The organism is Streptomyces sp. NPDC056479 (assembly GCF_042795335.1).
In the GTDB taxonomy this organism is placed as follows: domain Bacteria; phylum Actinomycetota; class Actinomycetes; order Streptomycetales; family Streptomycetaceae; genus Streptomyces.
The window spans coordinates 559226-574169 of sequence record NZ_JBHTRZ010000005.1; the positions used below are offsets into that span (position 1 = coordinate 559226).

17 protein-coding genes are annotated in these 14944 nt (G+C 71.4%); 11 read left to right on the top strand and 6 right to left on the bottom strand.

Going from position 1 to position 14944, the window contains the following annotated elements:
• Positions 1-46: 46 nt before the first annotated feature.
• The 4 genes from ACFQ6S_RS22935 to ACFQ6S_RS22950 all read right to left on the bottom strand — a co-directional run bounded on the left by ACFQ6S_RS22935 (position 47) and on the right by ACFQ6S_RS22950 (position 5937).
• A complete protein-coding gene (locus ACFQ6S_RS22935) occupies positions 47-1471 on the bottom strand; it encodes an FG-GAP repeat protein (RefSeq protein ID WP_383412684.1) in 1425 nt (474 codons plus the stop codon).
• 28 nt (positions 1472-1499) lie between these two features.
• Complete coding sequence (locus ACFQ6S_RS22940) at positions 1500-2933, bottom strand: hypothetical protein (RefSeq protein ID WP_383412687.1); 1434 nt, start codon at positions 2931-2933, stop codon at positions 1500-1502.
• A complete protein-coding gene (locus ACFQ6S_RS22945; protein WP_383412690.1) occupies positions 2930-4336 on the bottom strand; it encodes an FG-GAP repeat protein in 1407 nt (468 codons plus the stop codon). The genes ACFQ6S_RS22940 and ACFQ6S_RS22945 overlap by 4 nt, the downstream gene beginning before the upstream one ends.
• Positions 4337-4461: 125 nt before the next feature.
• Positions 4462-5937, bottom strand: coding sequence for a VCBS repeat-containing protein (locus ACFQ6S_RS22950; protein ID WP_383412693.1), 1476 nt, complete (start codon positions 5935-5937; stop codon positions 4462-4464).
• 315 nt (positions 5938-6252) lie between these two features.
• On the opposite strand from ACFQ6S_RS22950, the gene ACFQ6S_RS22955 reads away from it, so the two are divergent.
• The 4 genes from ACFQ6S_RS22955 to ACFQ6S_RS22970 are packed head-to-tail and all read left to right on the top strand — an operon-like array spanning position 6253 to position 7479.
• On the top strand, positions 6253-6444 hold the full coding sequence (locus ACFQ6S_RS22955; protein ID WP_383412696.1) for a hypothetical protein: 192 nt from the start codon (positions 6253-6255) through the stop codon (positions 6442-6444).
• Between the two features lie 5 nt (positions 6445-6449).
• Positions 6450-6716: a hypothetical protein gene (locus ACFQ6S_RS22960; protein ID WP_383412699.1), complete on the top strand. Its 267-nt coding sequence runs from the start codon at positions 6450-6452 to the stop codon at positions 6714-6716.
• Complete coding sequence (locus tag ACFQ6S_RS22965) at positions 6716-6841, top strand: hypothetical protein (RefSeq protein WP_383412702.1); 126 nt, start codon at positions 6716-6718, stop codon at positions 6839-6841. Before ACFQ6S_RS22960 ends, ACFQ6S_RS22965 begins: the two co-directional genes overlap by 1 nt.
• A 5-nt stretch (positions 6842-6846) precedes the next feature.
• A complete protein-coding gene (locus ACFQ6S_RS22970) occupies positions 6847-7479 on the top strand; it encodes a hypothetical protein (protein ID WP_383412705.1) in 633 nt (210 codons plus the stop codon).
• A 7-nt stretch (positions 7480-7486) separates the two neighbouring features.
• Here ACFQ6S_RS22970 and ACFQ6S_RS22975 read toward each other — a convergent pair whose 3' ends face one another.
• On the bottom strand, positions 7487-8764 hold the full coding sequence (locus ACFQ6S_RS22975; RefSeq protein ID WP_383412708.1) for an FG-GAP repeat domain-containing protein: 1278 nt from the start codon (positions 8762-8764) through the stop codon (positions 7487-7489).
• A gap of 254 nt (positions 8765-9018) precedes the next feature.
• Between ACFQ6S_RS22975 and ACFQ6S_RS22980 the strand changes: the two genes are divergently transcribed.
• The 7 genes from ACFQ6S_RS22980 to ACFQ6S_RS23010 all read left to right on the top strand — a co-directional run bounded on the left by ACFQ6S_RS22980 (position 9019) and on the right by ACFQ6S_RS23010 (position 14504).
• On the top strand, positions 9019-9684 hold the full coding sequence (locus tag ACFQ6S_RS22980; protein WP_383412711.1) for a DUF5701 family protein: 666 nt from the start codon (positions 9019-9021) through the stop codon (positions 9682-9684).
• A 152-nt stretch (positions 9685-9836) separates the two neighbouring features.
• On the top strand, positions 9837-10568 hold the full coding sequence (locus ACFQ6S_RS22985; RefSeq protein WP_383412714.1) for an SDR family oxidoreductase: 732 nt from the start codon (positions 9837-9839) through the stop codon (positions 10566-10568).
• Between the two features lie 194 nt (positions 10569-10762).
• On the top strand, positions 10763-11674 hold the full coding sequence (locus ACFQ6S_RS22990) for a calcium-binding protein (RefSeq protein ID WP_383412717.1): 912 nt from the start codon (positions 10763-10765) through the stop codon (positions 11672-11674).
• A gap of 50 nt (positions 11675-11724) precedes the next feature.
• Entirely contained in the window at positions 11725-12327 is a 603-nt protein-coding gene (locus ACFQ6S_RS22995) for a Chromate resistance protein ChrB (RefSeq protein ID WP_383413000.1), read from the top strand.
• Between the two features lie 38 nt (positions 12328-12365).
• Positions 12366-13511, top strand: a complete 1146-nt coding sequence (locus ACFQ6S_RS23000; protein WP_383413003.1) for an MFS transporter — start codon at positions 12366-12368, stop codon at positions 13509-13511.
• A 115-nt stretch (positions 13512-13626) separates the two neighbouring features.
• Positions 13627-13806 carry a hypothetical protein gene (locus ACFQ6S_RS23005; protein WP_383412719.1) on the top strand — a complete coding sequence of 60 codons (180 nt, stop codon included), beginning with the start codon at positions 13627-13629 and terminating at the stop codon, positions 13804-13806.
• A gap of 2 nt (positions 13807-13808) precedes the next feature.
• Complete coding sequence (locus ACFQ6S_RS23010; RefSeq protein WP_383412721.1) at positions 13809-14504, top strand: DUF2637 domain-containing protein; 696 nt, start codon at positions 13809-13811, stop codon at positions 14502-14504.
• Between the two features lie 49 nt (positions 14505-14553).
• Here the strand turns inward: ACFQ6S_RS23010 and ACFQ6S_RS23015 are convergent, their stop codons facing one another.
• On the bottom strand, positions 14554-14847 hold the full coding sequence (locus tag ACFQ6S_RS23015) for a zinc-ribbon domain-containing protein (RefSeq protein WP_383412724.1): 294 nt from the start codon (positions 14845-14847) through the stop codon (positions 14554-14556).
• Between the last annotated feature and the right edge of the window lie 97 nt (positions 14848-14944).

Consider the following 14944-nt stretch of genomic DNA (forward strand, 5'->3'; position numbering starts at 1 on the left):
CCTGCCGTGGGGTGTGTGGCCGAGGCGTGAGGTGCGGACGCACGGGTCAGCCCGCCAGTACGTCGCCGAAGTACGTGAGGCCCGACGGTCCGCCCAGCGTCGTGCTGCCGAAGGACTTCGCGCCGGTGGCCGTGATGCCGGAGGAGCTGCCGCGCAGGGTCCAGGCGGAGCTCGCGCCGTCGTTCTCGCCACGGGCGCCGGAGATCAGCTCGGCGCGGCCGTCCTTGCTGACGTCGGTGAGCAGGACGGAGTGACCGAAGTAGTCGTACGACTCGGCGGTGCCCGGCACTCCGCTGGTGTCCTGCGAGAACGCCTTGGAGCCGGTGCCGGTCAGGCCGGAGGCGGAGCCGCGCAGGATCACGACCGAGCCGGCGTCCGTCTTCCCGCTCAGGTCCTCGTTGGCGACACCGACCGCGATGTCGGCGTAGCCGTCGCCGTTGGTGTCACCGGCGTCCAGGCTCCAGCCGAAGGCGTCGTTCCGCTCGGACGCGCCCGGCACACCGGTGGTGTCCTGGGTGAAGCGGACGGGGGTGCGGGTGCTCAGGCCGCTCGCGGCGCCGTACGTCACGGTCACCGCGCCGCCGGAGCCGCCGTTGGGCTCGTCCGTCGACTTCTCCATGAAGTTGCCGGTGACGATGTCGCCGTAGCCGTCCTTGTTCACGTCCGCGATGACCGCCGCGTAGCCGCCCGCGACCTTGCTGGAGGGCGTGAGGTCGATCGCCGTTCCCTTGTACAGGACGCTGCGGGTGCGGTTGCTGGTCTCCTCCTGGCCCATGACCAGCAGGTCCGACTTGCCGTCGCCGGTGACGTCACCCGCGACGATCTGGTCGGTGTTGATGCCGGTCTCCGCGGAGGTGTCGATGCCGCCGAGTTCCTCTGCCCTGCCGGTGCGGGTGATGGGGCCCTCGAAGACGTTCAGCCCGGGGGCGGCGTTGTTCGCCGCCGCGAGGTCGGTGTCGCCGTCGCCGTCGAAGTCGCCGGTGGCCACGGACCAGCCCAGCTCATTGCGGTACTCGGGGAGCGTGGTGATGTCGGTGCCGGACTTGATGCCGCTCGCGCCGCCCCACAGCACCGTCAGGGCGCCGAAGTCGTCGGTCGAGCCGATCCGCTCGGCGTGCACGCCGACCACGATGTCGGTGTAGCCGTCGTCGTCCAGGTCGCCGGTGGTGGCACGGTCGCCGAAGTAGTCGCCGCTCTCCGGGACGCCGGGGATGCCGGCGGTGTCCTGGCTGATGATCTGCCGGTTGCCGGTGTTCAGGCCGCTCGCGCTGCCGTAGACGACGGCGACGTAGCCGGCCTTGCTCTTGCCGGCGACCTTGGCGAGGGGGGCGGTGATGACGGCGTCGCGGTAGCCGTCACCGTTGATGTCGCCGGTCAGGCCGGAGGGCGCGGCGGCGGCGCCGGTGGCCGGCAGGGCGGTCAGCAGACCCGTGGTGAGCGTCGCCGCGAGCAGAAGAGTGCGCTTGCGCAAGGTGAAGTCCCTTTCACGATCGAGGAGTTCAGGAATTGAGGGCCGTGCCGTAGCCGGGGCTGCCCGCCGTGGAGACACCCGTGGTCCCCGGGCCGAAGCTCGCCGCCCCGCCCGTCGTCACGCCGCTCGCCGCGCCGCGCAGCGACCAGACGGCACCGTCGCCGTTCTCGCCGGTCGCGGAGACGGTGAGCTCGGCGCGGCGGTCGCCGGAGTGGTCGGCGAGCAGGACGCGGGCGCCGAAGCGGTCGTTCGGCTCGGAGGTACCGGGCACGCCGGCGGTGTTCTGCGTGAAGGACTGCACGCCGGTCGTGCGCAGTCCGGACGCCGAGCCGTACAGGACGGTCACCGAGCCTGCTCCGGAGTTCTCGCCGGAGGCGCCGACGGCCAGGTCGGCGTAGCCGTCGCCGTTGACGTCCCCGAGGGAGACGCCGCTGCCGAAACGGTCGCCGGACTCGGACGCGCCGGGGATGCCGGCGGTGTCCTGGGTGAGGACCAGAGGAGTCCGGGACGGGTCCACGCCCGCCGGGCCGCCGTACACGACGGTGACCTTGCCGCCCTTGGCGCCGGCCGGGTCGGCGGAGGTCTCGCGCTCGTTGCCGATCGCGATGTCCGCGTGCCCGTCCTTGTCGATGTCGCCGAGGGCGGAGACGTATCCGGACGGCAGTTCCTGCCACCAGTCGGTGTAGTTGCCGATGGACGGGTCGGTCACCAGGTGGGTGACCGCGTCGTCGGTGCCCAGCCTGCGGCCGTGCACGACGAGGTTGGTGTCCGAGGAGGCCGAGACGTGTCCGAGGGACACGGGCGTGATGCCGTACGACGTGGAGTGGGTGTCGTAGAAGCCCGACCCCGAACCGCCCTGGAAGGAACTGGTCCTGGTGAAGGGGCCGTTGATGAAGGTCAGCCCGACCGGGCCGGTGGAGCCGACGACGATGTCCAGGTCGCCGTCGTACTCGACGTCGCCGACCGTCAGCGACTGCCCGTAGCGGTCGAGGTCCGCGTCGAGTGGATTGGGCACCGAACGGGCGCCGGACAGGCCGGACTTGGAGCCCCAGACCGTGACGACCGTGCCGTCGTTGGTGTCCCCGTTGACGTCCTCGCCGGGGGCGCCGATCAGGAGGTCCGCGTACCCGTCGGTGTTGAGGTCGGCGGAGGCGACGGCGGTCCCGAAGGCGTCGTCGCTCTCGGCGGCGCCCGGGACGCCCGCCGTGTTCTGGGTGATGAGGGTCCGCGTCGAGGTCTTGAGCCCGCCAGAGCTTGCGTAGACGACGGACACGGCGCCCGCCTTGGCCTTCCCGCCCACCGTGGCGCCCGGCGCGCCGATCGCGAGGTCGAGGCGGCCGTCGCCGTTGAAGTCGTACGGCTTGGCGGCCGTGGCGGCGTGGGCCGAGGGGGCCGTGAGGGCCAGGGCGAGCGGGGTCAGGGCCGCCGCGAGGAGCACGGCGGGCAGCCGCCGGTACGTCACTGGGCGATCACCGAGCCGAAGTAGTTGCCGGCCTTGACCGAGGCGGCGGTCAGCCCCTGGGCGCCGGTCGTGGTCAGGCCCGTGGAGCTGCCGCGCAGGGTCCAGACGCCACCCGCGCCGTTCTCGCCGTCGACGCCGATGATCAGGTCGGCCTTGCCGTCCTTGGTGATGTCGGTGAGGTCGACCGCGGAGCCGAAGCGGTCCCAGGACTCGGCGCTGCCGGGCACGCCGGCGGTGTTCTGCGTGTACGACTTCGAGCCCGACGTCTTCAGGCCGGACGCCGAGCCGAACAGCACGGTCACCGAGCCGGCCTCCTTCGCCGAGCCGAGGTCCTCGCCCGGGACGGCGACGGCGACATCGGCGAACTTGTCGCCGTTGATGTCGCCGGTGCTCAGGAACATGCCGAAGCCGTCGTCGGTCTCGCCGGAGCCGGGCACGTTCGTGCTGTCCTGGTGGACGACGGTCGGCTTCTGCGCGGGGTCGGGGCCGTTCGGGCCGCCGTACCAGACGGTGATCTGGCCGCCCTTGTGGCCGCCGGGCTTGGAGGCGTTGGGGTCCGAGGAGTCGCCGAGGACGAGGTCGCCGTAGCCGTCGCCGTTGATGTCGGCGACGGAGCCCGAAAGGCCGTCCGCGTTCGGCAGCTTGGTGAAGTCGTAGCCGCCGCCGTTCCAGCGGAAGTAGCGGATGTCGCCGCCGGAGTCGCCGTCCACGCCGAACGGGTAGACGCGCTCGGCCGCGCCGTCGCCGGTGAGGTCGCCCGCGATCACGTCGTAGGTCGAGCCGAGCTCGCCGACACCGTAGTGGCTGAGCGGGCCGCCGGTGCGGGTGAACGGGCCCAGGTACATGCGGGTGTGGCTCTGGCCGGTCAGCGTGACGTCCATGTCGCCGTCACCGTCGAAGTCACCGGTCGCGGCGCCGTGCGAGAAGCCGCCCCACTCGGCGAGCGAGGACGGCTGGGGCAGGCCCTTGCCGCCGGACAGGCCGGACTTGGAGCCCCACAGAACGGTGCCGGAGCCGATGCCGTCGCGGTCGCCGATGCTCTCGCCTGAGGAGCCGACGACGAGGTCGGAGTAGCCGTCGCGGTCGAGGTCGGCGGCGGCGAGGGAGGACCCGAACAGGTCGTTCGCCTCGGCGGTGCCCGGCACCCCGGTGGAGTTCTGCGTGATCACGGCCTTGCGGGTGGCCGACACACCGGTCGACGAGCCGTACAGCACGACGACGGCGCCGGCGCAGGACGCGGAGCCGACGTCGGTGCACATGGCGCTGACGGCGACGTCGCGGTACCCGTCTCCGTTGAAGTCACCGGCCAGGCCGGAGGGCGCGGCGGAGGCGGGGGTGGCCGGAAGCGCGGTGAGCAGGCCGGTGGTGAGGGTGGCGGCGAGGAGAAGAGGGCGCTTGCGCAAGGTGGGTTGCTCCTGGGAGGAGGGGGGCGAGTCCGCTGCCCGGTGGGGGCGGGCCCGGGTCGCCCCGTGTGCCAGAGGCCGGGCCCGTGGAGGGACGGGCCCGGCCGTGAGGGTCGTACGGTGGCTCAGTCGGCGAAGTTGGCGCCGAACCAGGGCGTGCCCGTCGTCGAGACGCCCGAGGTGCTCGGGGCGATGCTGCGGGAGCCGGTGGTGGTGATCTTCGAGCCGTTGGAGGGCAGGTAGGTGACCCCGCCGTTGCCGTCGTTCTCGGCGGAGCCGGCGATCAGGTCGGCCTTGCCGTCGCCGGTGACGTCGTCCAGCTTGAGGTCGATGCCGAACATGTCGTCGTTCTCGTCGTTGCCGGGGACGCCCGCGGTGCTCTGTGCGAAGGACTGCGCGCCCGAGGTGGTGTTCAGGCCGCTCGCGTTGCCGTACAGGATCGTGACGGCTCCGGTGTTCACCGCGCTGCCGATGTTCTCGCCGGCGACGCCGATGGCGAGGTCGAGGTAGTTGTCCCCGTTGATGTCGCCGAGGTCGAGCTCGTAGCCGAACCAGTCGTTGGTCTCGGAGGCGCCGGGGACGTTGCCGGTGTCCTGGGTGATGCCGGTGGCCGAGCCGGGGCCGTCCACCGTGCCGTACGTCACCCAGACCTTGCCGCCCTTGGCGGAGTTCGGGACGGAGGTGCCGTCGTCGGTGGTGGCGTTCCACTGGGCGCCGCTGACGATGTCGCCGAAGCCGTCGTTGTCGATGTCGCCGATCGCGGTGATCACGCCGGGCTTGAGGGTCCGGATGTTGCCCACGGCGAGGCCGCTGGAGGCGCCGGGGATGTAGGAGTTCTCGTTCCAGCCGTAGTCGGTCTGGTACTCGTAGCCGTCGACGACCAGGTCGGTGCGGCCGTCGCCGTTGACGTCGCCCGCGCTCAGGTTCAGCGGGCCGTTCGCGTCGGCGCCCATGATCGGAGGCTTGATGGTGTAGCGGCCGCCCGGGATGCCGGAGACGGCGAAGCCGCCCTTGAAGACGTAGAGGGTGGCGTTGTTGCTGCCGACGGCCAGGTCGGCCTTGCCGTCGCCGTCGAAGTCGCCGGCGGCGAGGTTCTTGCCCCAGCGGTCGTGCGCGGTCGGGGCCGGGTCGGCGATCGTGACGCCCTCGCCGGTGATGCCGGAGGCCGAGCCCCACAGGATGGCCAGACCACCGCCGTCGACGTCGCTGCCGACGTCCTCGCCCTGGGCGCCCACGGCGATGTCGTCGTAGCCGTCGCCGTTGAAGTCGGCGAACGCGGTGTCGTAGCCGAAGCGGTCGCCGGCCTCGGCGGTGCCGGGGGCGCCGGTGGTGTTCTGGCTGATGGTGTGGCGCTTGGCGGACGAGACGCCGGTGGCGGTGCCGTACAGGACGACGAGCTGCCCGGCGTCCTTCTTGCCGTTGACGTACGCGCCGTCGGCCGAGAAGGCCACGTCGCCCCGGCCGTCGCCGTTGAAGTCGGCGTGCGGGACGGTGGCCGAGTCGGCGGCGGTGGCCGTCGAGGCGGCGAAGGTGAGCAGACCGCCCGTCAGCGCGGCCGCGGTGGCCGTGGCGAGGGCGAGTCGCAGGTGGTGCTTGTGCATGCGGGTCTCCTGCTGCATGCGGGGATGCCTGGCGGACATCCACAGACAATGGGGTGCAACCGTGGGCGTTCTCCGGGAGTTGTCCTCGGGTTCACCGTGCGGTCGGCGATCAGGAGACCTGCGATGAGGGGCAAGGGTTGTACGTGAGTTCGGTAATTTTTCGAGGCGGCTGGGGCGTGGACTGTTTCGTGTGGATTCAGTGGATTCGGTGACCCTCACCTGGTCCCTTCACCCTCCCGTGGCATGATCGGGCCCATTCGGCCGTCGGCAGTCGTTTGCCGATGCGACCGCGAAGCGTGAAGGGGGAGGACGTGCGTGGGGGACCACTTCAAGACCGATATTGATCAGCTTGCCGCCTTCACCAAGGACCTCAAGGGTGCCAACGACTCCCTCGAGCAGGTGCGGACCGCCCTCCAGCACGTACTGCAGAAGAACACGGACAACTACCGCGAAGTGGAGACCTCCCTGGAGGAGAGCTTCAAGCGCGCCGCGGCCGCGGGGAAGTGATCGCGATGGCACAGAACCCCTACGTCCACCTCGGGTGGAACCCCGTGCTGCTCGGCGAGTCCAGCTTCTGGGAGGGCGACGCCGCCGTGGGCTTCCGCGAGGCCCTCGACGGCGATCTGCCGAAGTACATGAAGGACGCGCACACCTCGCCGACCAAGGCCGCCGGGCATCTCGGCGCCTGGCACGGCGGGTTGACCGGCCGCCGGGAGCTGGCGTCCAAGTACGACGTCGCACCACGGCCGTGGGTTCCCGGACGCACTACCGCGACCTGATGGAGGGCATCGCGCACACGGTGTCCTTCCACGATCCGCTGCCCGAGATCGAGCGTGCCGCACGGGGCGACGGGACCGACGGCGGCGGGACCGTCAAGGACGACATCGCCGGCGACTTCGGGTGATCGCAATGAGACTGAGCAAGAACGCCGGGGGCTTCGACGGCCCTGCTGCCTGGGAGACCCCTGGCACCCGCGCCGCGTTGCTCCGCTGGGCGGCACGGCTTGTGGGCAAGATGCTCGGATGGGCGGCGCTGTGGCTGGCCTGGCTCTACGGTGTGGTGATCGCGACCCTTTCGGGCGGTCTGGCAGCCGTGGGGGCCTTGCCTCTGGTGATGATCGCCTACCTCGTGGGTGCCCAGGTGTACGGACTCTTCAAGCTCTGGCGCATGTACCGGATCCTCAAGGTCTATCCCTGGCGGCAGCAGCCCGACGGTGTGCACGCTGACCAGCGACGGTCCAGGTGGGCGAGAGCAATGTTCGTCCTGCCGAATCCGGACCGGCCGGAGAAGACGGAGTCGCCCGAGGAGCATGGCGGGCTCTTCCGTATCTGGGACCGCGTCGTGCGCAGGGGGTTCCAGGACGAGTTGTGGTACGCCGGAGATCCTCGATTCGCTTGTGTGGTCGCCAGGCCTGGGCCGAAGACGCTGAGCTACGTTGCCCAGCCCACCGCCTACAACTGGCGCACCTCCCCCCGCCGCAAGGGCCTCAGCCCCGAGGCCCGCCGCCGCGCCCGCGCCATCGGTGCCCGCGTCGCCGACTGAAGGCCCGCTACTTCGCCAGGAACTCCGAGCTGGAGAAGGTGACCGCCGGCTCCGCCGAAACCAGCCCCTTCTCCGCCCCCGGATACACCGCCACCGTGTCCTTCGTCTCGCCCGCGTACGTCCGCACCACCAGGTCCGCCCGCCCGTCCCCGTCGAAGTCGCCGGTCGACACGACGCGTGTGGTGCCCCGGGCGGGCGGCTCCACGGTGACCATGCCCGCCGTCGCGAGTCCTGCCGTACGGCCGTGGAAGATGCGCAGCCGCGAGCCGCTGGAGAGGAGCTCGCTCAGGCCGTCGCCGTCGAAGTCGGCGGCGTCGAGTGTGGAGCCGGGGGAGTCGAGGGTCGCGCGTACGGCGGCCGCCGGGAGGTCGTAGCGCAGGGACGTTTCGCCCATCGTGCCGATCGCCGCGTCCAGGGCCCCCTTGCCCTTGCCGAAGGTGCCGAGGGCCACGTCGATGCCGGCGGGGAGGGTGGCCCCCGTGCGGGTGGGGCCGGTCGGCCCGCCGAGGACGAGCGCCGACTTGCCGCTGGCTGCCGCGGCGCGCACCACGAGGTCGTCGTAGCCGTCGTCGTCGACGTCGACCGCCGGGCCCGTGGGGACGTTGCCGGGCGCCTGGATGGGGGCGCCCGCCGCGCGTGGGGCACCCTTGCGGCTGAACGGGCCGCGCAGGAAGCTCAGTTGGCCGCCCGACGCGTGCACGACCAGGTCCTGCGCGTCGTCGCCGTCGAAGTCGCCGCACACCGGCTGGTCGGCCCAGTCGTTGCCGACGCGGGCGCGGTCCGGGATCGCCAGCTTGACCGCCTTGCCGGTCAGGCCGGTCGGCGAACCGAAGAGGATCTGCAACGGCACCGGCGGCTGCCCCTGGCCGTCGTAGGGCGGGTCGGTGGAGACGACGAGGTCGGTGAAGCCGTCGCCGTCCAGGTCGCAGGTCGCCTCCGCGTCGAAGACGGCCGGGAGTTGCCCCTTGGTCGGGGCCGCCTGCCGCTCGGGGCTGAGCAACTGCCGTGCGCCCGGGGCGAGTCCGCGCTCACCGCCGTAGACGATGCCGATGCCCGCGTCGTCCGCGTGGGCCTGGGCCTTCACCAGGTCGCCCAGGACGAGGTCGCGGTGGCCGTCGCCGTTGAAGTCGTCGGGGGTCTTGCTGCCCTTGCCCCGCGGAATGGGGAGCTGCGCCGGGGCGTCGGCCACCTGGACGGGGGTGTGCCGGGCGGGCTGGGCGTCGTCGTGCCGGGTGGGGCCGCAGGCGGCGACCGCGAGGGCGAGGACCGAGAGGGTGCCGGTCATGGCCGCCGTACACTTCCCGCTTCTTCGCGTGCGCACCGCTCACCTCGTCAGCATCTGGGGCAACAACCGGGCAATCATGCACGCGTTCGAGATGGAGGGACAGTCCTGTGCGGGGCTCTGTCCGTCACCGCGCTGTGGGCGAACCGTCGCGTCAGGAACATTCCGGCCAACCGGGGCGTTGATCACGTGCTCGCGGCACGGGGAATCCCGTGCGCGCGGCCCGAAATGCGCATTCGTGAACTTTGAGGAGGACCGTGACCGATACGTCGTCCCACGCCACCGAGCCGTCTTCGATCCCACCGCTTGCGCCGCTCCCCGTTCAGGCGGCACGTCTGATCGAGCTGGGGGTGCACGAGCTGGCGGGGATACCGGCCGGCGAACTGCGCGCCTTCGCCAAGGGGCAGCCCACGGCCGGCGACGCCCTGCTCGCCGTCCACCCGGACCGCGTCCCCGCCTCCGCCCTCGCGCCGCTGCTCCGCCGTGACGACAAGCCCGGCTTCGTCGTCGTCGACATGCCTGACGTCGACGACTTCGCGCCGCACGCCGTAGAGCTGCCCGACGCGCCGCTCTACGTCGTCACCGGCCTCGACCGCGGCGACCACATGGCCAACTGGAGCCCGGAGGAGGCGCTGCCCGCGCTCACCGAGGACGACCGCACCCCGCTGGTGCTCACCGAGGGCATCCACTGGGTGCTCCAGCAGCCGGCGGCCCTGGAGCGCAACCGCTGCTTCATGACCATCGGCTCCCGGCTGCGCAAGGCGAACGGCACTCTCGACGCCCGTACCCCGGCGATCTGGATCAGCAACGGCACGGGACGCGACGGCCGCGAGCGCCGCAATGCCCCGAAGGTCGGCTGGTGCTGGTGGGGCAACCGCCACACCTGGCTGGGCTTCGGCTCGGCCACGGGCCGCGCCGGCTGACCCCGGCCGGTCGGGAAGGGTGCCGAAAGGGGTGCCGCAGGGTCACCCCTTTCGGCCATGTCTGCCCATAGATGGCATACCCAAGGGGTGCCCGGTATGCCACATTGCAGAGGTTCCCCGACCAGCAGATGTCCCCTGACGAAAGGCATGCCATGAAGTTCGCGGTCATCGGCGGCACCGGTCTGATCGGCTCGCAGGTCGTCAAGAATCTGAACTCCGCCGGGCACGAGGCGGTGCCGCACGCACTCACCACCGGAGTCGACGTCATCACCGGTCAGGGGGTGGACGAGGCGGTGGCGGGGGCCGACGTCGTCGTCAACCTGACGAACTCACCGACCTTCGACGAAGCCTCGCCCGCGTTCTTCCGGACCTCGATGGAGAACCTGCTGGCCGCGTCCGCCAAGGGCGGCGTCGGCCACTTCGTCATCCTCTCCATCGTCGGCGTCGACCAGGTGCCGGAGCTGGACTACTACAAGGCCAAGGCGCTCCAGGAGGAACTCCTCGCGGCCGGGCCGGTCCCCTACTCGATCGTCCGGGCGACGCAGTTCATGGAGTTCATCGACGCCGTCATGTCCTGGACGGCCGACGGCGGCACCGTCCGGCTCCCCGCCACGCCGGTCCAGCCGATCGCCGCCAAGGACGTGGCCGCCGCGGTGGCGGAGGTCGCCGCCGGCACCCCGATCAACGGCATTCACCCGATCGGCGGCCCCGAGATCTTCAACCTCGACGAAGTGGGCCGCTTCACCCTGTCCCGCAAGGGCGACAACCGTACGGTCGTCACCGACCCGACGGCCGGCATGTTCGCCGTCGTGAAGGGCGACGTCCTCACCGACAAGGACGCGCATCTCGCGCCGACCCGCTACGCCGACTGGCTCGCCTCATGAATTCCTGACGACATCCGCCCGTCGGGCAGGCGCCGCCGTACCCGCCGACGGATCGATCATCGCTGGTCGGCGATGTCCGCGCGCCCTCCGCCGGGACGGTGCAGGCCTGCCGCCGTACACATCCGTGCACAACCCCCCGCAGCGGCCGGGAGTCACGTGGTTGTCGAACCACACGCTCCCCAGGAGGTTGTGCAATGCCCTCTCGCTCCATCAGCCGCACGGCGTTAACCGCGGCGACGGCCCTGACCCTGACCGCCGGCGCGGCGCTGACCGTGTCGATCGCCCTGCCCGCGGTGGCCGGTGCCGCCACACCGCCGGCCACCGCGACGGCCGCCGCCCACGGCTCGGCGATCGGCTACCTGGCGGCGCCCGGCCAGACCAACGAGGTGACCGTCACCGCGACCTCCGCCGAAGGCCTGGCGCGCATCACATACGTCATCGACGACGTGGTCCCGATCACCGCGGGCGAGGGCTGCACCCATCCCGACGGCGCCGACCGCACCAAGGTCGCCTGCACGGTCGAGACCCACGACAGCCAGGACCCGTACGTCACCCTGGAGGTGCGACTCGGCGACGGCGACGACGACTTCCTCTACGGCAACTCCACCGACCAGGCCTACTACACGGCCTGGGTCGACCTGGGCGCCGGAAAGGACAGGTCGAACCACGCCGGCAGCGTCGACGGCAGCCAGATCATGGGCGGACCGGGCGACGACTCCATCACGCTGGGCACCGCCGCGGCGGCCTTCGCCGGGGACGGCGACGACACGATCCGCGCCGCCGACGTGACCATCTCGCTGGGCCAGAACGGCGCCGACCGGATCTATGCCTACGGCGACGAGAGCGATGCGGACGGCGGCGCGGGCAACGATGTCGTCCTCGGCGGCGCGGACCGGCAGCGCCTGTCCGGCGGTGACGGCAACGACACGGTGCGGGCCGGCACCGGAGACGACTTCCTGTACGGCGGCCGCGGCGCCGACGTCCTGCACGGCGACGGCGGCAACGACACGATCTACGGCAACAGCGGCAACGACAAGCTGTACGGCGGCGCGGGCACGGACACCCTCTCGGGGGGACCCGGCACGGACGTCGAGCGCCAGGACTGACAGGGTTCCATTCGGATGTAACGGCTGCTACATTCCGAAGTGTGACTGAGATGCGGAACGGCGAGGACGGCGACGCGCGTGACGGGACGCGCTGGATCGTCCTCGTCGTCCGGGTCCCCGCCGAACCCTCCCGGCACCGCGTCGCCGTCTGGCGCGAACTGCGGAAGACCGGCGCCCTCTCCCTCGGGCAGGGCGTGTGGGCCGTACCGGACGTACCGCTGTTCGCCGACGGGATCGGCCGGGTGCTGGAGCTGACCGAGCGGGCCGGCGGTGAGGCGGTGTCGCTCGCGGCGACCGGGCGCGGCAGTCAGGACGGGCAGCGGCTGCGGGCCATGTTCACGGCCGCGCGCTCCGCCGACTGGTCGGAGTTCCTCGCCGACTGCGGCAAGTTCGAGTCGGAACTGGCCAAGGAGATCCGCATCGCCAAGTTCACCCTCGCCGAGCTGGAGGAGGAGGAACAGTCGCTCGAGCGGCTGCGTCGCTGGCACCGGGATCTGACGGCCCGGGACGTGTTCGGCGCCCCCGAGGCCGCGGCGGCCGGCGAGCGCCTGAAGCTCTGCGTGGCGGCCTGCGAGGACTACGCCGAGCGCGTCTTCGCCGCGCTGCACCAGGTGCCGGAGCAGCGGGCCTCCGACGAGGGGAACGGCCGGTGACCGCGACAGTCCCCCGGCAGGCCGCCCCGGCGGGCCAGATGTGGCCCCTGTACGCCGCCGGTTTCACCACCGCCTTCGGCGCGCACGGCATCGCCGCCAACCTCGGCGCTCACTCCGACGACGCCGTGACCTCCCTGCTCGTCCTCGGTGGCCTGCTCGCCCTGTACGACGGCGCCGAGGTGCTGCTCAAGCCGGTCTTCGGCACCCTCGCCGACCGGATCGGCGCCCGCCCGGTGCTGCTCGGCGGCCTGGTCGCGTTCGCGGCCGCATCCGCCGCCTACGCCGTCGCCGACAGCCCCGGCTGGCTCTGGGCCGCACGCCTGGGCCAGGGCGCCGCGGCCTCCGCGTTCTCCCCGTCCGCCTCCGCGCTGGTGGCCCGGCTGAACCCGGCCGCGAAGCACGGGCGGGCGTTCGGCGGCTACGGCTTCCACAAGTCCATCGGCTACACCCTCGGCCCGCTGCTCGGCGGCGTCCTGGTGTGGGCCGGCGGTCTGCGGCTGCTGTTCGTCGTCCTGGCGGTGCTCGGCGCGGCGGTCGCGCTCTGGGCCGCCGTCGCCGTCCCGCACGTACCGCCGCTTCCCAAGCAGCGCCAGACGGTGCTGGACCTGGCCCGCCGCCTGGCCGACCCGGCGTTTCTGCGCCCCACGGCCGCCCTGGCCGCCGCGACCGCCGCCCTCTCCGTCGGCGTCGGCTTCCTGCCGGTCTCCGGGGCCGCCGCCGGGCTCGGCACGGTCGCGACCGGCGCGGCGGTCTCGGTGCTCGCGGCCTGCGCGGCCGTCGTACAGCCGAAGGCGGGGCGGGCCCTGGACGACGGCCGGCTCACCGTCCGCACCGGCCTCACCGCCGGGCTGCTGGCCACCGCGGCCGGGCTGGCCTGCGCCATGCTGCCCGGCCTGGCCGGCGTTCTCACCGCCGCCGCCCTGATCGGCGTCGGCACCGGCCTGATCACCCCGCTCGGCTTCGCCGCCCTGGCCGCGGCCACCCCGGCAGAACGGCTCGGCCAGACCATGGGCTCCGCCGAGCTCGGCCGTGAACTCGGCGACGCGGGCGGACCTCTGCTGGTCGCCGCCGTCGCCTCGGTGGCCACCCTCACCTACGGTTACGCCGCTCTCGCCCTGCTCATCGCCGTCGGGCCGGTCCTCGCCCTCACCGCCTGGCGAGTCAGGGACACACAGGTTTCATAGATATTCTGAATTTCAGCGTCCGGTCCCGGTCATTGGATATTCCAGATAATCACCGTTGACGCATATTCCCCCGAATGCCAGATGTCCTGCCCCGCGTGGCGCTCGTTATGTGGGAGTGACTTGGCAGGAAAAATACGCAGCCGACGCTCTTGCGTTCCGGCCGCTACAGACAGCTGATCTGACCGCTGCGGAAAGCATCACGCACTGCTCTGATCTGCTTGAGGATTTCCTGAAAACCATCGGCCGGATGGAGCGTGAATATCTCCGGGCGGCGATGGAAGGGGAAAAGTTCTAGAAATGAGGACCGACTATGACGCGGTAGGCGACCAGCCTCATTACACCCAGCAGCTCGACATGCAGAACCTCTGGCAGGCGCCGGATCAGGTGATCTCGCCGGAGGGATGGGACCTGGACCAGGAGCTGGCACAGATGCTGGGTGCCCCGCACATCGCGGAGCCCGTTGCGCCCCGGCAGGACAGGGAACGGCCGCCTCCGCCCCAGCCCCGCCCGGTCCATCGCAAGCGCCCGCAGCAAGGCGCGCACAGTCTCACCCGAAACCCGAGGTTCCTCACCGTCTCGTTCCTGGTCACACTCATCACCCTGTGTGCGGTGACGATGCTCACCTGGTCTATTTCGTATTCATACGATCAGCTGCGCTCGATCGCGCTGCTCGTGGTCACGCCGAAGCTGGCCCACTGGTGGCCACTGACGGTGTACGGGCCGTGGCTGCTGGCCGGACTGTCCATCCTGCGGGCGTACGTGCAGCGCCGGACCGCCCGGCGGTCGTGGGCGGTCATGTTCATCTCCTCCGGCGTGGCCGTCGCCCTGTGCATCGGCCAGTCGGCGGACTCGCTGCTGGCGATGGTGATCGTCGGAATTCCGCCGATCACGGCCCTCGTCTGCTTTCGCGAGCTTGTCGGCCAGTTCTCGTCGCGTCCCGGCCCGAAGCACGCCGCCGACACGATGAACGGCCCGAAGCAGCCGAAGTCGTAGGCCGCCGCCGGGGGTTCCGGAATTCCCGGCCGGACGGGCCGGGACCGGGTCAGGAGCGGTAGGGCTGCTGAGGCTGTCCGTACGGCTGCTGACCGCCGGGGCCCCCGGCGGTGGCCTGCGCCCGGAGCTGCTCGGCCTGCTCCTGGCCCACCTTCTGTTCCGCGCCGCAGAAGGTGCACTGCGTCGCGTACTTGGTCGAGATCGGGAACAGCGGCACGAAGAACAGCGTGAACTTCGTGACGCGCTTCCTCAGCGTGTGTGCCGAGGGGTTGCCGCACTGGCCGCACACCAGCGTGAGTATCGCGAGCTGGTACAGGTAACCCTTGGTGCCAAAGATGATCACGCCGCGGTCCTTTCCGATCAGTTCCTGCCTACAGCCTGCCGTACCACGACGCCCCCTGTCCCGTGGCGGGAGCAGGGGGCGTCGGAAGGCAGCTGCC

What these genes read in the sequence shown, in the direction of transcription:
- ACFQ6S_RS22950 (WP_383412693.1), bottom strand. Translation starts at nt 5,937, where the DNA reads ATGCACAAGCACCACCTGCGACTCGCCCTCGCCACGGCCACCGCGGCC.
- ACFQ6S_RS22960 (WP_383412699.1), top strand. Translation starts at nt 6,450, where the DNA reads ATGGCACAGAACCCCTACGTCCACCTCGGGTGGAACCCCGTGCTGCTC.
- ACFQ6S_RS22965 (WP_383412702.1), top strand. Translation starts at nt 6,716, where the DNA reads ATGGAGGGCATCGCGCACACGGTGTCCTTCCACGATCCGCTGCCCGAG.
- ACFQ6S_RS22970 (WP_383412705.1), top strand. Translation starts at nt 6,847, where the DNA reads ATGAGACTGAGCAAGAACGCCGGGGGCTTCGACGGCCCTGCTGCCTGG.
- ACFQ6S_RS22975 (WP_383412708.1), bottom strand. Translation starts at nt 8,764, where the DNA reads ATGACCGGCACCCTCTCGGTCCTCGCCCTCGCGGTCGCCGCCTGCGGC.
- ACFQ6S_RS22985 (WP_383412714.1), top strand. Translation starts at nt 9,837, where the DNA reads ATGAAGTTCGCGGTCATCGGCGGCACCGGTCTGATCGGCTCGCAGGTC.
- ACFQ6S_RS22990 (WP_383412717.1), top strand. Translation starts at nt 10,763, where the DNA reads ATGCCCTCTCGCTCCATCAGCCGCACGGCGTTAACCGCGGCGACGGCC.
- ACFQ6S_RS22995 (WP_383413000.1), top strand. Translation starts at nt 11,725, where the DNA reads ATGCGGAACGGCGAGGACGGCGACGCGCGTGACGGGACGCGCTGGATC.
- ACFQ6S_RS23000 (WP_383413003.1), top strand. Translation starts at nt 12,366, where the DNA reads ATGTGGCCCCTGTACGCCGCCGGTTTCACCACCGCCTTCGGCGCGCAC.
- ACFQ6S_RS23010 (WP_383412721.1), top strand. Translation starts at nt 13,809, where the DNA reads ATGAGGACCGACTATGACGCGGTAGGCGACCAGCCTCATTACACCCAG.